The 19974-nt window shown below is 46.7% G+C and carries 10 protein-coding genes; 1 reads left to right on the forward strand and 9 read right to left on the reverse strand.

Annotated elements, in window-relative coordinates; genetic code table 11:
• Positions 1-98: 98 nt before the first annotated feature.
• From RB620_RS19315 to RB620_RS19335, 5 genes are all read right to left on the reverse strand, one after another.
• Positions 99-932 carry an amidohydrolase family protein gene (locus RB620_RS19315; RefSeq protein ID WP_308097132.1) on the reverse strand — a complete coding sequence of 278 codons (834 nt, stop codon included), beginning with the start codon at positions 930-932 and terminating at the stop codon, positions 99-101.
• Between the two features lie 20 nt (positions 933-952).
• Entirely contained in the window at positions 953-1861 is a 909-nt protein-coding gene (locus RB620_RS19320; protein ID WP_308097134.1) for a fumarylacetoacetate hydrolase family protein, read from the reverse strand.
• A gap of 33 nt (positions 1862-1894) precedes the next feature.
• Positions 1895-2668 carry an SDR family NAD(P)-dependent oxidoreductase gene (locus RB620_RS19325; RefSeq protein ID WP_308097136.1) on the reverse strand — a complete coding sequence of 258 codons (774 nt, stop codon included), beginning with the start codon at positions 2666-2668 and terminating at the stop codon, positions 1895-1897.
• Positions 2669-2736: 68 nt separating this feature from the next.
• The gene (locus RB620_RS19330) at positions 2737-3483 is read right to left on the reverse strand and encodes an IclR family transcriptional regulator (protein ID WP_308097138.1); all 747 of its coding nucleotides are present in this window, start codon (positions 3481-3483) and stop codon (positions 2737-2739) included.
• A gap of 159 nt (positions 3484-3642) precedes the next feature.
• The gene (locus RB620_RS19335; protein WP_308097140.1) at positions 3643-4386 is read right to left on the reverse strand and encodes a phytanoyl-CoA dioxygenase family protein; all 744 of its coding nucleotides are present in this window, start codon (positions 4384-4386) and stop codon (positions 3643-3645) included.
• A 143-nt stretch (positions 4387-4529) separates the two neighbouring features.
• Here RB620_RS19335 and RB620_RS19340 point away from each other — a divergent pair, with 143 nt between their 5' ends.
• Positions 4530-5342 carry an AraC family transcriptional regulator gene (locus tag RB620_RS19340; RefSeq protein ID WP_308097142.1) on the forward strand — a complete coding sequence of 271 codons (813 nt, stop codon included), beginning with the start codon at positions 4530-4532 and terminating at the stop codon, positions 5340-5342.
• A 59-nt stretch (positions 5343-5401) separates the two neighbouring features.
• Here the strand turns inward: RB620_RS19340 and RB620_RS19345 are convergent, their stop codons facing one another.
• From RB620_RS19345 to RB620_RS30385, 4 genes are all read right to left on the reverse strand, one after another.
• Positions 5402-10597 carry a discoidin domain-containing protein gene (locus RB620_RS19345; RefSeq protein WP_308097144.1) on the reverse strand — a complete coding sequence of 1732 codons (5196 nt, stop codon included), beginning with the start codon at positions 10595-10597 and terminating at the stop codon, positions 5402-5404.
• Between the two features lie 449 nt (positions 10598-11046).
• The gene (locus RB620_RS19350; RefSeq protein ID WP_308097146.1) at positions 11047-17682 is read right to left on the reverse strand and encodes a discoidin domain-containing protein; all 6636 of its coding nucleotides are present in this window, start codon (positions 17680-17682) and stop codon (positions 11047-11049) included.
• Between the two features lie 297 nt (positions 17683-17979).
• Positions 17980-19779 (reverse strand): Ig-like domain-containing protein, encoded by a 1800-nt coding sequence (locus RB620_RS19355; protein WP_308097148.1) that lies wholly within the window; start codon positions 19777-19779, stop codon positions 17980-17982.
• Positions 19780-19899: 120 nt separating this feature from the next.
• Positions 19900-19974: IS3 family transposase (locus RB620_RS30385; RefSeq protein WP_374121433.1), on the reverse strand; the 75-nt coding region annotated here is incomplete at its 5' end.

Below are 19974 nucleotides of genomic sequence, written 5' to 3' on the forward strand. Positions count from 1 at the left end.
CATGGCGAAAGGGGCTGTCCCTAAAGGTCAATAAATTGACCTGCGGGACAGCCCCAGTGAATCTTGCATGAGTGTCTGTTTGAGTTCATACGTCGTATTCACCTCAATTGATAAAAACGAATGGCATTATGACCAAAAATATCATCTACTTGTTGTTCCGTAAGTTCGCTAGGTAAATTATGATTGACAATGCCGACTGTCTGATCATAGCTTGCTGCAAGAAGACAAACCGGCCAATCGCTGCCAAACATGACTCGCTTCGCTCCGAATGCCTGTATGACATGCTCCACATAAAATCGAAAATCAGACTCTTCCCAATCCGTCATATTCCCTTCGGTAACCATGCCTGATAGTTTACAATAGATCTGCGAATACTCGGCGACTTCTGTGATCCACTCTTTCCAAGGCGATTCTTCCCGCTCAATAATTTTAGGTTTACCGATATGGTCGATCACCGCATTTAGACGGGGCACGAGCTTAAGGATGTTTAGAATCGCAGGAAATTGATCAGCGCGGATCAATAAATCTACTGGGAATCCCGCTTTCTCCAGCCACTTTAAATGATGAATAACGAGCGGATTTTCCAAAAACGCCATGGCATCGATACTTTGAAGCATGAGACGCACGCCGACAAAATAAGAATCTTGACGCAACCGTTCAAAAGATTGCACAAAATCGTCCTGCTCAAAGTCTAACCAGCCGACTACGCCAGCTATTGAATCATAAGTCTTGCAAAGACTTAAAAGAAATTCGGTTTCCTCAACAGTTGCAGCAGCCTGAACGACAATGGTTTTGGATATTCCGTTCCGCGCTAACGACGCGATCAGATCATTAGGCAAATAATCGCGATACAACGTAGGCGACTCTGGTGTAAGCCATCCATAATCATTTCGATCTAATTTCCAATAATGTTGATGCGCATCAATTCTCATTGTATTAAACCTCGCCTCGCTTAGTCTTCCTCAACGATTCGATTCGTCAGCTTGCCCAGCTTTTCAATCTCAATCGTGACGATATCTCCATCCTTCAAGTAAACTTGTTGATCCTGCGGGTAACCAAGAACGACTCCCTCAGGTGTTCCCGTAAGAATGATGTCGCCAGGCACAAGCGTCATATGCTGTGATATATAGCTTACAATCTCATCGCAATGGAAGATCATATCCGACGTATTGGAATGCTGGCGCACTTCTCCGTTCACGATACATGTTATATCCAGATCATTCGGATTTCCGACTTCATCCGCCGAAACCAGATACGGCCCAAGCGGCGAGAACTTATCGCATGTCTTGCCTAATAGCCATTGCTGTGTTCGCATTTGCAAGTCTCGTGCAGACAAATCATTTACGTTGCAATAACCGAACACATGGCTAAGCGCGTCCTCTTTCGTCACATACTTTGCCTTTTTTCCGATTACGATCACAAGCTCTGCTTCATAATCGACTTTCGAAGTCACTTTACTAGGAAGTGGAATATCGTCGCCGTGACCCGTTAACGTATTATTGAATTTATTGAACAAAATCGGGTACTCAGGAATCGGCGCATTCGTTTCCACCGCATGCTGACGATAGTTCAGTCCGACGCAAATAATTTTATTCGGATGTGTCACGCAAGGCCCAAGCGTTAGCGTTGCTTCATCATAGATATAAGATTGGACTTCGCCACGCTGATCAAGTACTTCGGTTGTAAACTCGGTAAGCCTGGCAAGCGCCTTTTCGCCGCCGTTGATCACTTCGTGAACCGTCGTAGGCACATCTTCTTCAGTAGGTATAGCTAATAATGCGCCTGCAACATCCAAAACGCCTTTTTCAGTTACAACCCCTAATTGATAGTCCCCGTCCCTCATAAATGTTAAAAGTTTCATAATAAATTCCCTCCCGATTTTAATTGCTTTCCATTACGCATTTTTTCCGAAAGTGACGCCGCCATCAATATATAGAGGAGAACCCATCATGAATTTCGATTCATCTGAAGCAAGGAACAATGCAGCTAAAGCAACATCCTCAGGCAAGCCGAGTTCTTCGCTTAGCTGCCGTTTCTTAAGCGATGCAATCGCAACTTCAGGATCATCATAAGAAGTCTTCAAGTAATTTTCGACGAAGGGCGTAAGAATTGTACCGGGTAGAAGAGCATTTACACGAATATGGTATGGTGCGTAGTCCACTTGCATCGACTTCGTCAACGCCAATACCGCTCCCTTAGTCGCTGAATAAGATGCTCTTCTGGCTAGTCCAATTTCTGCAATGCAGGAGGACATGTTGATGATATTTCCAGATTTACGATTCATCATATGCGGGAGCACATATTTGGATGGCAAGTATACACCGCGAATATTGACCTGAATAACCCGATCCCATGCTTCGGGCTCGATTTCATGCAGAGCACCGACACCGCTAATTCCCGCATTGTTGAACAGCACATCAATTCGACCATATTTTTCAATAATGTGATCTACCATCCGCATGACGGATTCGGGATTGGTGACGTCAGCTTGAATAAAGTCCGCCTGTCCGCCAGCAGCTTGAATCTCCATCATTGTTTCCGTTCCATTTGCTTCGTTCAGATCATTCACGATGACGGTTGCGCCTTCACGACCGAACAATAACGCCGTGCTTTTCCCGATACCGGAGCCTGAGCCCGTAATAAGAATCACTTTATTTTCTAATCTCAATGACAATACCCTCCTTCACAAATTCCATATACCTTTCATCAGTTGGAAAGCGGCATCGGACGCGCAGGCTACAATTGAGATAAACGATCCGCTAATTGACGGATTTCAACAATCGCAATATCCTTCTTCTGCTTCCAGATATGTTGCGGCATCGAACAGCTCACCGCTGCGATAGCTCCGCCTGATCGGGATCGGATGGGGGCCGCGACACAACTGAATCCCACAATGACTTCTTGCTCGTCAAAGGCGATTCCCTCGTCTTTGATTATTCTTAGTTGTTTGATCAAATCAGCCTTCGTCTTCAATGAGTTCTCAGTCGCCCCCACTAATTCCTGACTCGGGTACAATTCATCCAGCACCGTATCCGTTACGAACGACAATAGTACCTTCCCGAGCGCAGTCACATGAGCAGGGAACTTCATGCCAGGACCAGAGGCGAGCCTCACCATCGTCGGCGCTTCCTCCTTAGCTAGATATAACACTTCGTTGCCTTCTAGCTTAGCCAATTGGATGGTCTCCTGAATGCGATCTCGCGTGACAATCGCTTCTCGATGGAACGACGCGACAATATCTTGACCTTGCACATAAGAATTGCCCCATCTCCCCGTCGCGGATCCTATGGCATACGTATCATTAGCATCTCTATCAATCCAATTGAGCGCTTCCATCGTGTTTAATAGAGAGTACATAGAGCTCTTATGGATCCCCAAATGATTGGACAGATCAATTAATCGATATTGATAAGATTCTTCTGCTATAAAACGTAAAATCCCGTCTGCTTTCTCCAATGCGGGTACCCAATACTTTTTGTCCATGCCACCACACCTTAAACATTATAGAAAACCAAGTTTATTATATAAATCGATTTTACTATTATTATGTATGTTTAGCAATGTTCATTTTCAAAAAAAAGACGACAGCTCCTACGCAGGTTGCATAGGATGCTATCGTCTTTACGATGAATCGATGTACGATTAATACAATGGATACTTTTGGCGAAGATCCTCTCGGTGGAGAACATTGGAATCCTCGCGAATATAATGGCAAACGTACGAGCGGCGCCAGCGGTCCGCACTCCGATTCTTCGTAGACGAATGAATCAACAATTCACTAAAAAATAGGATGTCTCCCTTTTCCATTGGAACTGGAATTTGTATAGAAGTATCAACGCCTTCCGTCTCTTCCGTATGCGACTCATGCTCCTCTAAGTTTCGAACAGCGCCATGCGGCAACAGCCCTAGCTTATGCGTGCCCGGCATCACCCATAAACAGCCGTTCTCGGTATCGACCTTTTCCTCCATCGCTACCCAGGCAGCAATCATTGTCATGGGATCGTTCTTAATATAATAATAATCCTGATGGGCTGCCTGACCTGGAGAGCCTGGCTCTTTATAAAAATACATGCTCTGTACGCAAACGGCTTCTTTTCCCATCAGTTGCGCAAGCGCTCCGCGAATGATCGCATTCTTCATCATTTGTCGCGAGAAGCTGTCGTGTTTGTGGGGATTAAACAATCGAACGGCATATTTTTTGTTTTTGTCGCATGTTGCCCACTCTGGCATCGGATCTTGATTTCGTATATCATAGATGTGTCCATTAAAAGCATCGATAATGTCTTCACTCATCCCCTTCTTGAATAAGAAGTAACCTTGCTCTCTGAAAAACGCAATTTGCGACTCCGTTAAAGGTGTAGAGGGGCTCGTATAAGTTCCGTTCATCACGCATTCTCCTTCAGCAGTTTTATCATTTACTTTCTACATTAAGGGTACTTTGAATGAGCTTGCTTCACAATATCTGTAATCTTTATAATTGTATCTATAATTGATATTTCAATTGCGCGAATGCTACTGGAGAGATGCTTATGCAAGAGGAAAAACTAAACATCCCGTTCGATACCTTAAAATCCGCCGTTGCTGGATCGATTGTTTACCCCCCTGGCGGTCGATTCGGCCCCCGAATCCAGCAAGATATTCAGCTTGTCATGCTCTACACCGGAGAAATGAACGTAACCATCGATGGACGTCATGTCCGGGTATTGCCCGGCCAATTAATCCTTCTGAAGCCCGGTCACGAAGAAACTTTCATCTTCTCCAAAACCGAGCAATCATGGCATCGTTGGATTGCCATTCATATGAACGAGCTTCCCGAACATACACGAGATGCCTTATACCAGCTACCCGAATGTCTTCCCTTAACAGAAGAGATGACGCGGCTAACCGATCTTATGCTCGACGTCCAGCGCCAAGTTCCAAGTGACGATCCCTCTGCTCTAAGCCTAGGACTCTCCGCGATTCACCTGTATCCGATTGAATCGAAGAGAGTGCTTCTCCAGAAGGAAAAGCACCCTGCGGTATATGCTACTTTAATGTGGATCCATGATCATTATGCGGATGAGATTTCTCTTGAACGGCTAGCTCAGCAAGCTAACCTCTCTCCCGAGCATCTCCTACGATTATTTAAGTCAAATATTCAATCGACGCCTATTCACTATCTATGGGAATATCGGGTCAATAAGGCCATTGAGCTGCTTACCAGCACCGGATTAACCATCTCGGAAATCGCCCATCGCTGCGGTTTTAAGACATCGCATCACTTTGCGAGGCTGATCAAAAAATTTACGGGAAAAACGGCAACAACAATAAGGCAATCCTCTTGGAACTACTTACATAAGTGACATGCCTCAAACTGGAGTCGAAAAAAAGGGAAAGGCTCAGCGCCTTCCCCTATTCGTCGTTACCCTAGTATCAATCTAGCAATCGCCGCCAGATCAACGATATCTATTTTACCGTCGTCATTCATATCCGCTTTCTCGTACATCGCCCAATCCGCATCCGTCGACTTCTTGCCATAGCTTGCTGCGATGATGCCAAGATCGCCAAGGCTAACTTTGCCGTCGCCATTCAAATCGCCCGCAACTGCTGCATTGACGGAGTCTCTAAATGCTTGCAACGCTGCCTGCAATTGAGTGATTGCTCCATCCACTTGCTCCTGTGTAGCTCCGCTTTGACCCGCAACTGCACTGGCAAGATCAATGGCCGCTTGCAGAATCGCTTTCGAACCACCTGGATACTGACCGATTCCAGTTCCTTCCGCCGCTGAATCATGCGATGCTTGCGCGTTCGCAATTAGCGTCTGCAATGCCGCTTTGTCCACGACAACAATTTCAATCGTGTGCGGGGAACCATTGTCCACAGTCGTTTCGATTCCGTCTGCACCCGCAACAGTTGCGTCGGTTACGTAGACGGAGCTCGTTACATTTGCGCCAACCGGATTAGCCTTGAAGTTCAGCTTCAGTACAGGTGCCGTCTGTTTGATAGCGCCTCCGGCCCCCGAGCTTGCGAGCAGAATGCGAACCTCGCCTTCTCCTTCTTGTTGTCCGACGATCGTAAATCCGCTTTGCAAGGCTTCGCCTGACAGGAATTCGACTTGAGCCGGGTCATAATGAATCGTTTGATCCATTGCATACACATGTTCTGCAACATTGCTGAGCGTGTAGGTGACATCGAAGGAATCGCCCGCAATGACACTACTTGCTCCGGTAGCTGTAAGACTGTAACCGGCTTCGACTACGGCAATTCCGTTGATTGCCACTTCCAGCAGATCAAGGTTAGCGGAATTGCCGCCATTCGGGAACAACAATCTTACGTGCTTCGATACTCCCTCCACTGCATAAACAGTAGAGAAACCAAAGTATGCGCCGCCAGTCGGTGGAGTAACCTCACTGATCGTGTTCCAGCTTTCACCATCTTCGCTGATTTGAATCTGCATCTTTTTTGGCGTGTTGTAGTAGCTTTGATTCAACGTATTGAAATGGATAGCGACATTCTTGAGATCGGCTTCATGCTGCAATTCAAAGGCGATCCACGATTCGCCATTACCAGACACAGACCATTTGGAGTTATCCGTTGTCGCGCCTTCAATTAATGAACCGTCACCCGCTTTGTCTGGCGTGAAGCTCCCTTGACTGCCGCTTGCTGAAATTACCGCTCCCTTGGTCATATTCCCAAAGGGCTGAAGATCCATAAAAACTCGGTTGGATGTAAAGGTTTGCCCATCCAATTCAACCTCTGCCCAAATGACTGCTCTTGTTGGCTCGGAGACAGGTTTTGGAACAACCTTGCCATTAGCGAAGGTAACGATATCGGATTCAGTAATAGAGATGGGCTCGTATACAGTTCCGTCTTTCAGATTAACAATGCCCGACTTCATCGTAATCGTTGCCCCATGAAGTCCAATGGCTCCGCCTTTTAACGAACGACCTTCCAGCGTGTAATCCACTTGATCGTAGCTCGCGAATTCTCCATAAGCTTCCCTATCATTAATCCATAGAGATGCGCCGATCATCGTATCCTTGATATACACCTTGCCGTCCTTAACGGTAACTTCCAGAACGTCTGATTGCTCAACGCCTTGATAGATTCCGCTTACGGTAATCGCTGCCGTTCCATCCGCGATCGCTCGAACGACTCCATTAGCATCAACCGATGCAATTTGTGGTTGATTGCTAGTGAATGTAACTTGCTCGATACGCGCCTTCAATGCGGGATATGTCATATATCCCTCCACATTGACCTGCAGCGAATCAGGCGTCATTTGCTTGCCCGTTGCAATGAGATGGGTAAGCTTGTATTTTCTTTCCGGATGATCCGTAACCAGCTTCACGATCGTATCCACAGGATCGCGTGTAACGCCAGTCAAGTCAATCGTGACGCTTTCGCCGTCCTGCGTGAAGTTCAACGATACGTCTTCATTAAGCCACGAAACCTGTGTAACGGTGTCCTTCACAGGGCTGATCGTAAGTGAATTCCCATTGTAGCCTTTCTTGCCGTCTGGTCCTTCAATCAGATGCAGATAGATATTATTGTCTCTGGACATGGCATATCCCCAATCAGGGCCTTTGCCGCTTTCAAATTTGGCTATATTTCCTTTTCCATCATCCGTGTAACCGAAGCCATTCAAGAAATATGGCATCGTGCCCGTTGTAGATTCATGCCGTTCCGGCTTGCCTTCCGGTGCAAACCATGCAGCAAGTCCTTCGCGAACATCAATAAATTCTTGCAGCGCTTTAGGATATCTGGTTGCAATGTTTTCGGGGCTGTCCCAATTCGGGCCGCGGCTCATAATCGGCATTTGATCGTTGTTATCGACAAAGCCTCGGCCTGCGTTCATAACCATTTCTTTCGCAACTTGTCTGTAGTCATCGCGCTTTTCATAATACGGCGTGTAGTTATTAAGCGTATGAACGGATTTCCACGGCTCTGCAATCGTCCGCTTCGTCAGGTTGGAACCGCCGCCGCTTGCATAGATATGGCTTGACTCGGTCGTCCTAAGATCCGGATCTCCATATTCCACAGTCCATGCATTGGCATTAATAATAATGTCATCGCTATAGTTGCGCACATTGCTGTACATCACATCATAGTTAGCGTTAGGCATGGCCTGCGGACCGTCGAAATAAAGATAGGCAGGATCGTAACGCAGAATCAGGTCTTCTACATTCTGTACAAACACATCGGTAGAATTATGCTGCAAACCGCCGCCCTCTGTCGCGTAATACAAACCAAACTTTATTCCATAACGTTTGACCGATTCTTCAAAGGCTTTGAGACCGTCCTTCACCTTCCCGTTCTCATCCTTAGGCATATACAGATTGCGACTATGCTTAGGATCGGCAAATTTGGATGGCCAGTAATAGTTTTGCTGCAAGGCTTCCACAGAAACAAGCGAATGTCCCTGTGCTTTTGCACGCTGCGCCCATAGGTCTATCGAGTAATTCGGATCCACAAACCATTGGTATATAGGTCCCGTATGGGAAAGCGCTGATACTCTTCCTTCTTCAAACCAGCGATTTGGACGATCCTTGACTTCGATCGCAAATTCTTTGGTTGTTGTAGCATTAAGGCTATCGGTCACTTCGACCGTAAAGGAGTATGTGCCAACTGCTGCTTGAACAAATCCTTCGATCGTGCCGTTCGTGTTGAGTGTTAATCCATCTGGAAGGGCACCCTCCGATACTGTCCATGTATAGCCCGGCTCACCTCCGCTAGCCATAAACTGGAACGGAGAAGCGGATAAGGCATGCTTGGCCGTGTAGTTCGATTTATTCCAAACATATGGCCACTCTGAATACCCTTTCGGCAGGATATTCGTCGGCAACTCCTTATCTTGAGCCGTATCATCGGCGCTTAATCCTTGCGTAGCAATCGACAATGCTTCATGATCTCCTGTAACGGAATACGTAAGATTATCCACTTTATTGCCATTGATATCCGTCACGCGACCGTAGAATCCGAGATAAGATACATTCGCATCCTGTGCCATCGGTACGCCGTTCGCATTACGATCCTCGGTGAAGCTATGCTTGATTTGTAATAATATTTTATTCCAGCCTGCTTTTAATTTAATATTGGCGATGCTCATATCCTTCTGTACTTCGGCAGCTACCGATGGCTTCGTTATCGCAATATCATTGACGAACAAGCGGTTTACGCTGCTGGACCCGAATCTGAACTGGGCATTTTGCTCATTGGGGCTGTAGACATAGGTATGCGCATACACATACTTATTCTGTGTATCGATCCCTTTCTTCACTGTATAGTAGCCATACAGATCCTGGTAATCATCGTAGTTTCTATTCCATATCCGATCATCAAAATATTCCCATTGCTGATTGTTCTCACCGCTAGTCAAGGCTTCGCCTATTTTCGGCGTAATATAAGCTGTCGGTTCCGGATCTTCGGTATCAATAATCCCATCGCCGTCGAATACATTCACTTCCGTTAAACCTAACCCGACGTTTTTCAAATTTTTCTGCCCGTCATGCACAATCAGCAGTTCTACCTTCGAAACATTGTTCACGGCCTGTTCAAGCGTTACAACACCAGGATTCTTTCCCAAAGGATCGATATCGGTAATTGTACCCGTCCCCAAAACTCCATTACTCGCATCCTTAAGCGTGTAATTGACCTGTTGAACATCGGATGTGTTGGCCGGCCAAGCTGCATTGTGCCGGTCAAACACTTCGATTTGCTTCACTTTAATAGGTTGATTCCAAGATAAATTTAAGGTCGGTGCCGGATCCCAGCTCGGCCAAGTAGATGGTGCGCCGCCCGTATCATGCATTTGCGAGATCCACTCGGTGCCCTTATCGCCGTCAATTGCAAATTTTGGGATCTTTGAAGCTGAATCTGTTCCACCTGGGAATCCGACAGCGCCTGTTTTCCAAGTGGAACTGGCAGTCGCTGAAGCCACTCTAGCCCAGTTCCCATCTATCGGTCTGTCTATGTCAGCAGGATCCGATAGCGAAGCTTCATATACCTCCAGTTCACTAACCCCTGTAATACTAGGATAAGGTGATCGGCCTTTATCGATTTCAACCTTCATTTCCACAACATTTGTGAGAGCAGTACTCGGCGTAAATATAGTTGGTTTGCTCGAATCACTGGACGTACTATCTACCCTGATCGTCTCCGAGGTTGTGCCATCTTCAAATGTAAAGGTGAGGTGATAATACTGATTGACGTGTCTGCCATCTCCCCACTGCGCAATCGTTACAGCACCAACTTTAATAGGAGTTTCCCACTCGAAATTCAACCAAGGGGCATTATCATTTTCAGTTACCCACTGATTTCTCGTGCTGCCGTCAACAACGAAAGCAGGTGGATTGGATGCGAAAGTCGCCGATGAAGCCGTAATATTCGCCGATGGCGCCACATTTTTATTTTCTGGAATAACCGTGCCGTAGATTTCATCCGCAACTGCCGAATCATAGGGTCCCGCTACCAGCCAGCTGTTAATAAACGGTGCATTTCCTGATGCCTGCTGTGCATTGACCTGTGGAACATTTGCTCCGAAAGTGAACATCCCAACGAGCATGGACGATGCTACACCAACAGAAATTGCTTTCTTCACACGCTTTTTCAGCTTCAATTTCAACCCCTCTTTTCATTTTCAATAATTGCAACCCTATAGTAACGAACACATCAAAGTATAAACACACGAAAAAGTAAGATTTCCTCTTATATGCCTCAATCAAGCTTCTCTAAAATGAACGCATTTCACTGATTTTTGGATATGTGGTATGTTTATTTGCTGGCCGCGCTGCTCCACCTCTCCATTGCGTAACGGTTGCCATCGCGCTTATTTCGTCTGTTGAACACATTTCTATAATCTAACGGTTGTGAGCGAGGCTATTTGGTGGGAATCCGTCCATTTCACCTGTTTGTGAACCCAATAAGCTCTAAGGCAACCGTTAGCAACGGATCCCCCTATTTTTACACCCAATAGGCTCCACGGCATCCGTTAGCGCATGAACAAAGTAACTTATACGAGAATGTTAAAAAGGGGGAAGCCCATAGGCCTCCCCCCCCCTCTTGCAGTTAACCCAGAATCAATCTAGCAATCGCTGCCAGATCAACGATATCTATTTTACCGTCGTCATTCATATCCGCTTTCTCATACATCGCCCAATCTGCATCCGTAGACTTCTTGCCATAGCTGGATGCGATGATGCCTAGATCGCCAAGGCTAACTTTGCCGTCGCCATTCAAATCGCCCGAAACTGCTGCATTTACGGAGTCTCTAAATGCTTGCAACGCTGCCTGCAACTGAGCGATCGCTTGATCTACTTGCTCCTGCGTAGCTCCGCCTTGACCCGCTACTGCCTTAGCAAGATCAACGGCCGCTTGCAATTGAGCTTTCGAGCCTACTGGATACTGACCGACTCCGGCTCCTTCCGCCGCTGCGTCATGCGCTGCTTGCGCGCTTGCAATAAGCGTCTGCAATGCCGCTTTGTCCACGACAACAATTTCAATCGCGTGCGGGGAACCATTGTCCACCATCGTTTCGATTCCATTTGCGTCTGCAACCGCTGCGTCGGTTACGTAGACGGAGCTCGTTACGCTTGCGCCAACCGACTTCGCATTGAAGTTCAGCTTCAGTACAGGTGCCGTCTGTTTGATGGCACCTCCGGCCCCCGAGCTAGCAAGCAGAACGCGAACCTTTCCTTCTCCTTCTTGCTGTCCGACGATCGTAAATCCGCTTTGCAAGGCTTCCGCAGTCAGAAATTCGACTTGAGCCGGATCATAATGGATCGTTTGATCCAGCGCATAAACGTGTTCTGCAACATTGCTGAGCGTGTAGGTAACATCAAAGGAATCGCCAGCAATGACGGTTACGTCTCCCGTAGCCGTTAGGGCGTAGCTGTCCGGTGCAGTTTTTTCTAGAACGGTTACAACCGCTTTCGCTCTTACAGCTGCTCCTTCCACTGTACCTGAAACCGTGAACACACCTTTGTTCGTTACCATATCTGGTGTAATAGGATCCCAGACAACGTCAACCGCACCGATCGTTCCATCATTGTATACGGCCTCTACTTGTGTAGGCAGTGCTGGGATTACGCCTTGCGTCGTCTCCGCAGCGGCTAATTTGTAATCGACAATCGACTTTACAAATTCTTTATTCGGTGTAAATACCTCAAATTCTGTAAGACCAAGTTCACCCTGTTCCGAACCGTTTACATTTGCGAACTTATTCTCGGGGTCAATCGTGAATTTGATCCAGCTGGTCACGATCGGCGTATCAAACGTGACGATATTGTCAGGCTTTCCATTCCACAGAATATTCGTTACCTTCCTGCTGCCTCCTTCCCATTCCAAAAGCCCTTCTCCAATCTGATTGACCTGGTGGCCACGGTCTATCAGGTTCACCTTATTGATGGTTAATGGAGCAGCGAAATCCAATTGAATCCATGGAGCCTTGGTATTATCACTCGGAGATGATGCCCAACTTGTATTCTTATCACCATCTACTGCTTTACTACCAACATATCTGGAATCACCATTAGCCCTGACTGACTTTACAGATACATTTGCTATATTGGCTATGTTTCCATCTACTAGAGCTGAAATCGTCATCTGCTTGGTCTCCACGGTTACTCCATCCAGAGTTACATTCGCTTTAACCGTCGCAAGGAATGATGTATTCAAATCTCCTTTGATCACAATTGTATTACTGCCCGGAACAACCTCTAATCTTGAATCACTGAACACATACTCTACAGCAGCTTTTGATAAATCCACCTGTTCGCCAGTATTTAATGTTCCCACTAAAGTTCCGACAATCGGTTCGTTCTTCTTGATGTCTTGCTTATTCAAAGAAAGCTTAACTTCTCTTAGAGCAGGTTTGAAATCAGCTGCTACTCTGTAGATCGCTTTGGCTTGAACCGAGGTTCCTGCTACCGTGCCGTTTACTGTAAATACTCCTTCATGTGATACCTGATCTACAGTAACAGGGGCCCATGCAACGTCAACGAATCCAGTTGTTCCATCGTTGTATACAGCCTCGATCTGTGCAGGTAGTGATGGTATTCTACCTATGCCCGTATCCACAGCAACCGACTTGTAATCTACGATCGTTTTCACGGCTTCATCATTTACTTTAAAGACATTGATCTCCGCAGCCGCTGCGAAGCCGCCGGCACCCGCCGTTGCTTCGAGCTTGACATACGATGCATTCGTCGTTGGAATACTTGCGAATTTCACTTTCGTGTCGTTTGCCCAAGTTCCGCTTGCAACCTTGGCAAAGTCCACTCCATTCGTACTTACATATACATTATAGCCCGTAATCGTTCCATTGCCGCCTGATTCCCTTGGCAGATAGGCGATTGTATCGATATTGTAGGTTCCTCCAAGGTTTAACGTAATCGATTGGGGGAGTACATCGGAACCATCCCATTTCGTGTGCCACATCGTGTCAATTTTTCCGTCAATCGCCATCGGGGCTCTGTTGTCTCCCCCAAGAAATTCTTGAAATTCCTCACTTGTCGCCGTTGCCGTCATTTGAGACTGAGGGATGCTATCCCTAACTGCAGCAATTGTCATAGGACGACTTTCAACGCTCACCCCGTCTAAAGTCACCTTTACGGCAACGGTCGCATTAAATCCAGTACCTATATCGCCTTTAACGATGATTGTATTGCTGCCCTCAACAACGGATAACCTTTCATCACTAAATTTATATTCTACAGCAGCCCTTGATACATCCGTTGTTTCTCCTGTATTTAATAGGCCTTCAATGGAAGCTATGATTGGTTTATTGGCTTGAATTGTCGTTTTATTTAGAGAAAGCTTTGCTTCTTTCAGGAAAGTATCTAGATGTATTTTTCCGTTAGCATCTACAGTAACATAGAAATAATCGATTACGATGTTACCGCCCAGCTTAACAGATACATTGATCTTAGCCTTACCCTCATGAACAGCTGTGATCACACCATCTGCGCCAACTGCTGCAACGGACGGGTTTTCGCTTGTGATCGTGATGTTCGCACCGGTTAGGTCCAGAGGATCGCCTAGGAAGGAAGAACCTTCTACATCAACCGTTACCGTGTTGTGATCCGTTCCGATATTCGGATCAAGCTTAATGCTGCCAAGTCCTGATAAATCTGCTGATGAGAATACTTGAACCTCCAGCACATCAATCGGGCTGCCGCCTTGACCGCCGCCAGGGAAGGATACTCTTACATAACGCGCCTGCACACCGGATTTGTCCGGATCAACCGGATAGTTGTAATACAAGCCCTCTTGCTCCCAAGCATACAAGGTTGTATCGCTTTTCGGAACAGCCAGTGTATTTTTCGATGACGGCAATCCACCGCCGGACAATGTATTTGTTTCATTACCTGTTATCCAATTTGTTCCGTCAACGCTATACTGAATCTTTACCTTATTCGGCACATTGTAGTAAGTAACGTTGTTGGCATTCGGCATGTGGTGGTTGAAGAAAATATTAACGCGGCTAAGATTTTGCAGTTTGCCCAGATCATACGTGATGCTCGGATTTGCGTCGCTTGCCGGCGCTACCCACTTTGCGAGATTGCCGCCGGTAGAATCATTGATGATGCCGTCAGATAATTTGTCAGCGTTACTGCTGTCGCTTGTAACTGTCGGCGTAATGCCGGTTGCTACGTTTGCATCCGGGATAAGCGTCATGTAGTTACGGGTTGATGTAAATGTCTTTCCGTCTACCGTGATATCAGCCCAATAGCTGTACATCGTAGGGGTGGAAACTTTACCTGTAAATTGCATGGTGCTGCCATTTACAACGAACGGTACTTGATCTGCCGGCACTTCAGTTACAATGATTTTACCTGCAGAGTTGTTACGGTTGCCGTCAACGGTTGCATAGTGGTACTTGATATTCGTGCCGTTCAGAATATCAACCGCGCCGCCCTTTTCTGTGAAGCCCTGGAATGTCACAGGAAGGTCTTTGTTTGTGGAGAATTGTCCCCATAACACAGCGCCTTTTGTGATCATATTAACACCAACCAGCGGAAGTGCAGCTGAAATCGCACCGCCCGATACTTTCACAGGATAGGTGTCGGTCTTCACCTGGGGAGCATTCACACCATCATCATAGGTTGCCGTAACGGTGATTGTAGCTGTACCGTCACCGACAGCTGTTACCAAACCTGTTGCAGAGTCTACAGTTGTTACACTTGTTTTATCGCTTGTGTAGTTAAGTGTAGCAGGTGCGAAAATATTGGTGTAGTTATTCATATAGCTCTCTGCTCTAAGTTTCAGTTTGTTTGGTTCAGTTTGGCTGCTGAACAATTTAACACTTGTCATTTTGTATGTTCTTGCAGGGTTTTGTGTTGTAATTTTAACGATTGTATCAATAGGGTCGGCCACAACACTGGAAGTGTCAATTGTAATATAGGTTTTGCCATTGTTTTGCTCAGTTGTGAATGGCAGAGAAACACCCTTGTTCAGCCACTCGACCTTGTCAACCGGGTAATCGAAGGGACCTATTCCGCTCATCGAGGCTTGGCCGGTAAATCCTGCCTTGCTCGTACCCGGAATCTGGTTTTGGATCATGTGCATATAAACATACTGGTCACGGGACATGGCGTAACCCCAATCCGGGCCCTGACCGTGGGCGATAGCCATCTGCGGGTCGGTATACCAGCCTGATTTAATGGTGTAATCCATGGTGTATGGCAAAGTGCCGTACATGGACTCACGCAGGTCCGGACTGCCGGCATTTGCCATCCATTTTGCTATGGAAGTACGCATGCCTAGCAAATTAGTTGTGTCAATAGGCACCATGGAGAAGATATTGGTGTTATCCAAACTACTTTTCAGGTTATCCATACCGCGGGTTCTACCAAAGGTCTGGTCGTAATTCATGACATAACCATGTCCGTATTGGTTCAAGATTTCCTTTGCCAAATAAATCCAATTGTCACGTTCGTTGCCACCTGCGTATTGCGCCCAGATATCGAGTCCAGTTGTAAATGGATCGTTCCATTCCTCGTGGGCAACTTTTTTGGTCTGTGGCAAAATACCGTTTCTCCAGCCACCGTGATTATAAGGCTCACTATTCCAGAATGGACGCTCGTGGAGTGTAATATCTTGGTCGCCGGTTTGCGCATCAGGGTTGGCATCAATTAAAACACGGTCGTTATAGTTGCGGGCAGAGCTCCATGCCACGTCAGGATTGGAATAGCTTGCAGGACCACCATCGACGAAGACATACCACGGATTGTATCTTTCCACCAAATCTTGGATGTCACTTTCTATAATTTCTTTTCCTTCGTACAGTGCCGACAAATACACACCAAACTTCATGCCGTAACGCTCAACAGCCTGCTTGGCCTGCATCACTCGGTCTTTTACTTGCCATTTGCCGTCCTCAGACTGGTACAAAGCGTTGTATTTGTACAATTTGTTACTGTCGTTCGGGGTCAAGTTGGCATTAGGTGACGGCCAGTAGTAAATGGTGTTTTGAACGCTTTCTGTCGAAAGCATGGTCATTCCCAATTCTTTAGCTGCCTGTGCCCATGTGTCATAGTTGAAGTTCGGGTCATAAAGGTTCGGTAAAGTGCCGGTGGTGTGTGACAGCCCCGACATCTTGCCCTCAATAAACCAATCAACCGGATTTTCCTTGACAGTGATGGTATATGGATTTGTTGCAGTAGAACCTTGAGCGTCCGTTACCTTCACTGTGAAGGTGTAATCCTTCTGTGAGGTGCCGTGAGCGCCGTCTGAAACCTTACCCTCAATGTGACCGCCTTCTGCCAATGTCAGACCGGGCGGCAACTGACCATCTGCAATTTCCCAAGTGTAGCTAGGATTTCCACCCGCAGCCTGGAATGTAAAAGAAGATGCTTGCGGGGCATTACCCGATGTATTCACATTTCCGTTAATTGTCCCAACCATCCAGACATATGGATTTTCATCGTAAGCGTATGGAAGTGTGTTAGAAGGATAGTCGTTGGCCGGGACATTGCCATTGCGGGCATCAAATGCTTGTTTATCAACTGCAAGGCCCTGTGTAACAATTTTCAGTTGGTTGTTTGTTACGTTTGGTCCCGTTACAGAATAGGTGAGGCCAGGAATTTCATTTCCGTTGGTGTCGGAAAGTCTTGTATAAAAGCCAAAAAAATTCTTATTACTGCTAGGGTTTTTGTGCTGAATGCCAATGATAAGTTTGTTCCAGCCTTGTTTTAAATCGACTGCATATTTGGTACCACCCTTGCTCACACGACCAGGACTCGAAGTTTGTTGTCCACTGAGAATATCGTTGGCAAAAAGTTTATACACACCCGAACCGCCTACCTGCCACTGAACCGTTTGTGCTGCGGGGCTGTAAACATAGGTCCCAGCCACTACCCACTTATTGAGTGTATCCTGCCCCTGTTTGACATCAAAATAACCCATCAGATCATTGTAATCGTCATAGTTGCGATTGAAGATCCGGTCGTCGAAATATTGCCAAGTGGATGTTTCTGTGCTGTTCGGATTGGCATATGACTCGCCAATGACAGGAACGATGCTTCCAAGAGATTGCTCATTGGTAAAAGGACCGGAAACCGCCCATTGGTTCGTGTAAGGCGCGGTGCCGCTCGTTCGAGCAGCGTGCGCTTTGTCCTCAAAGAGTACAGTGCCTGCCATAACATTGGCTGCTACAATTGCAGTTGCGGTAACGATCGATACGGTTTTACGTATTCGCTTCATAAAGATTTGCCTCCTCAAATGAATTTGAATCTTTACGCGTTGAAATTCCCTCATGCTTCAAGGCCATGTTACAAATCGTATCTCTTTACACTCTCTTTCGCTTTCCCCCCTTATCCTCGTGCATGCTGCACAAGTTGGATCTCAACCAAATATTAACAAGCGATGCTTCATCCTGATACTCCAAAAAGCTAGTATTCCTTTGATTTTTCACTGTTGACGTTCTCTAAAAAGCACGAATTTCACTAATCGGAGTCAAAAACAAAAGGGGAAGGCATCGCGCCTTCCCCCATCCTGCAGTTAACCCAATATCAATCTAGCAATAGCCGCCAGATCAACGATATCTATCTTGCCGTCGTCGTTCATATCCGCTTTCTCATACATCGCCCAATCTGCATCCGTCGACTTCTTACCATAGCTGGATGCGATGATGCCTAGATCGCCAAGGCTAACTTTGCCGTCGCCATTCAAATCGCCCGCAACTGCTGCATTGACGGAGTCTCTAAATGCTTGCAACGCTGCCTGCAACTGAGCGATCGCTTGATCTACTTGCTCCTGCGTAGCTCCGCTTTGACCCGCAACTGCCTTAGCAAGATCAATTGCCGATTGCAGGATTGCTTTCGAACCTGCTGGATACTGACCGACTCCAGCTCCTTCCGCCGCTGCGTCATGCGCTGCTTGCGCGCTTGCAATAAGCGTCTGCAATGCCGCTTTGTCCACGACAACGATTGTTATCTCGTGCGGAGTACCGTTGTCCACCGTCGTTTCGATTCCATTTGCGTCTGCAACCGCTGCGTCGGTTACGTAGACGGAGCTCGTTACGCTTGTGCCAACCGGATTAGCCTTGAAGTTCAGCTTCAGGACAGGCGCCGTCTGTTTGATAGCGCCTCCTGCCCCCGAGCTTGCGAGCAGAATGCGAACCTCGCCTTCTCCTTCTTGCTGGCCGACGATCGTAAATCCGCTTTGCAAGGCTTCCGCAGTCAGAAATTCGACTTGTGCCGGATCATAATGGATCGTTTGATCCAGCGCATATACGTGTTCTGCAACATTATTGAGCGTATAGGTGACATCAAAGGAGTTGCCCGCAATAACACTGTCCGCTCCAGTAGCCGTTAGGGTGTAGTCTGTTGTTACAGGGGCCTCTTCCACGATAACCTTTTGCAAGACAGTCCCCGGATATCCTTCAACGTTAGCAACCGCAATAATTGTACCTGCATTTGCAAACATGGCCGGATCGAATTCAGCAAATATTAGCGGCAAATCTTTTGATTCGTTCGTATATTGAGCGCTAATCGTTTCCGCTAGTACAGGCGCCGTGCCCGCAACGGTGGTGACATCCTCAAGTTCGCCGATCGACTCAAGTCCTACGACGTTTACCGTTGTGCTGACCTTACCGTTTAATCCGACCAATTGTCCTGTCACTGTAAACGTGCCTGTCGTATTCTTGTAAGCAGCAGGACTCATTCGATCCCAGCGAATCGCCGCCGTTTGATTCGTACCGTCTTCGAACGTAACATTAGTTGTCGTTGGCAAGACAGGAGCTGTTCCGAGCACAGTAGATACTGGAGCAATCGCTGCAACCGACGAAATCGTATACGTTTTATCGATATAAATGGTGTAGTCTTTACTTCCAGCTGATGTGATTTCCGAAATGACCAGCTTATTTCTTCCGTTCTTTACATTTTCAAGCGCGACTTCAGTGGTATAGTCAGGGAAATGAGCTGTAATATCCACGCCATTGAAAGTCACAGCCTGACTCACGCCTGATAATACGGGCTTCGGTTTGATTAGAGTAACCGGCTGTGAATTGTCACTAACAGTTGTTCCGTAAGTCGAATAATTCGGATTATAAGTTCCCGATAACGAAACATTCCCAAGGTTGAAGTTAGAACCATACTCTACATACGTCGGATTAGAAATAATCTTGATATCATCTAGTAAAACAGTGGAGTTAATCCCTCCAAATGCAACACCGCCCGTGGAGTACGACCCGTCATTAACCGATAGAATTGTCGTTCCATCTACAACAAATCCGACTTTACCGCCATACGTCTGGATTTGGAATTCATGCCAGTTCGTTGCAACAAATCCGGTTGGCACAGCAACCCTTCCTAGCGAGATGTCACTTGTCGGAGTATGCTTATTCACTTCAAAATATGGCGTTCCAGCAGGAAAATGAACTGCACCCCGTCAAGTAGACAGTACAAAAAATAAAAGTCGTTAAGCGGCCTTGGTTCTGAATTCCATTGGACTAAGGCCGTTTAATTTTGTCTGTAATCGTTCGTAATTGTAAAA

The sequence above is a fragment of the Paenibacillus sp. LHD-117 genome (assembly GCF_030929555.1).
Lineage (GTDB): Bacteria > Bacillota > Bacilli > Paenibacillales > Paenibacillaceae > Pristimantibacillus.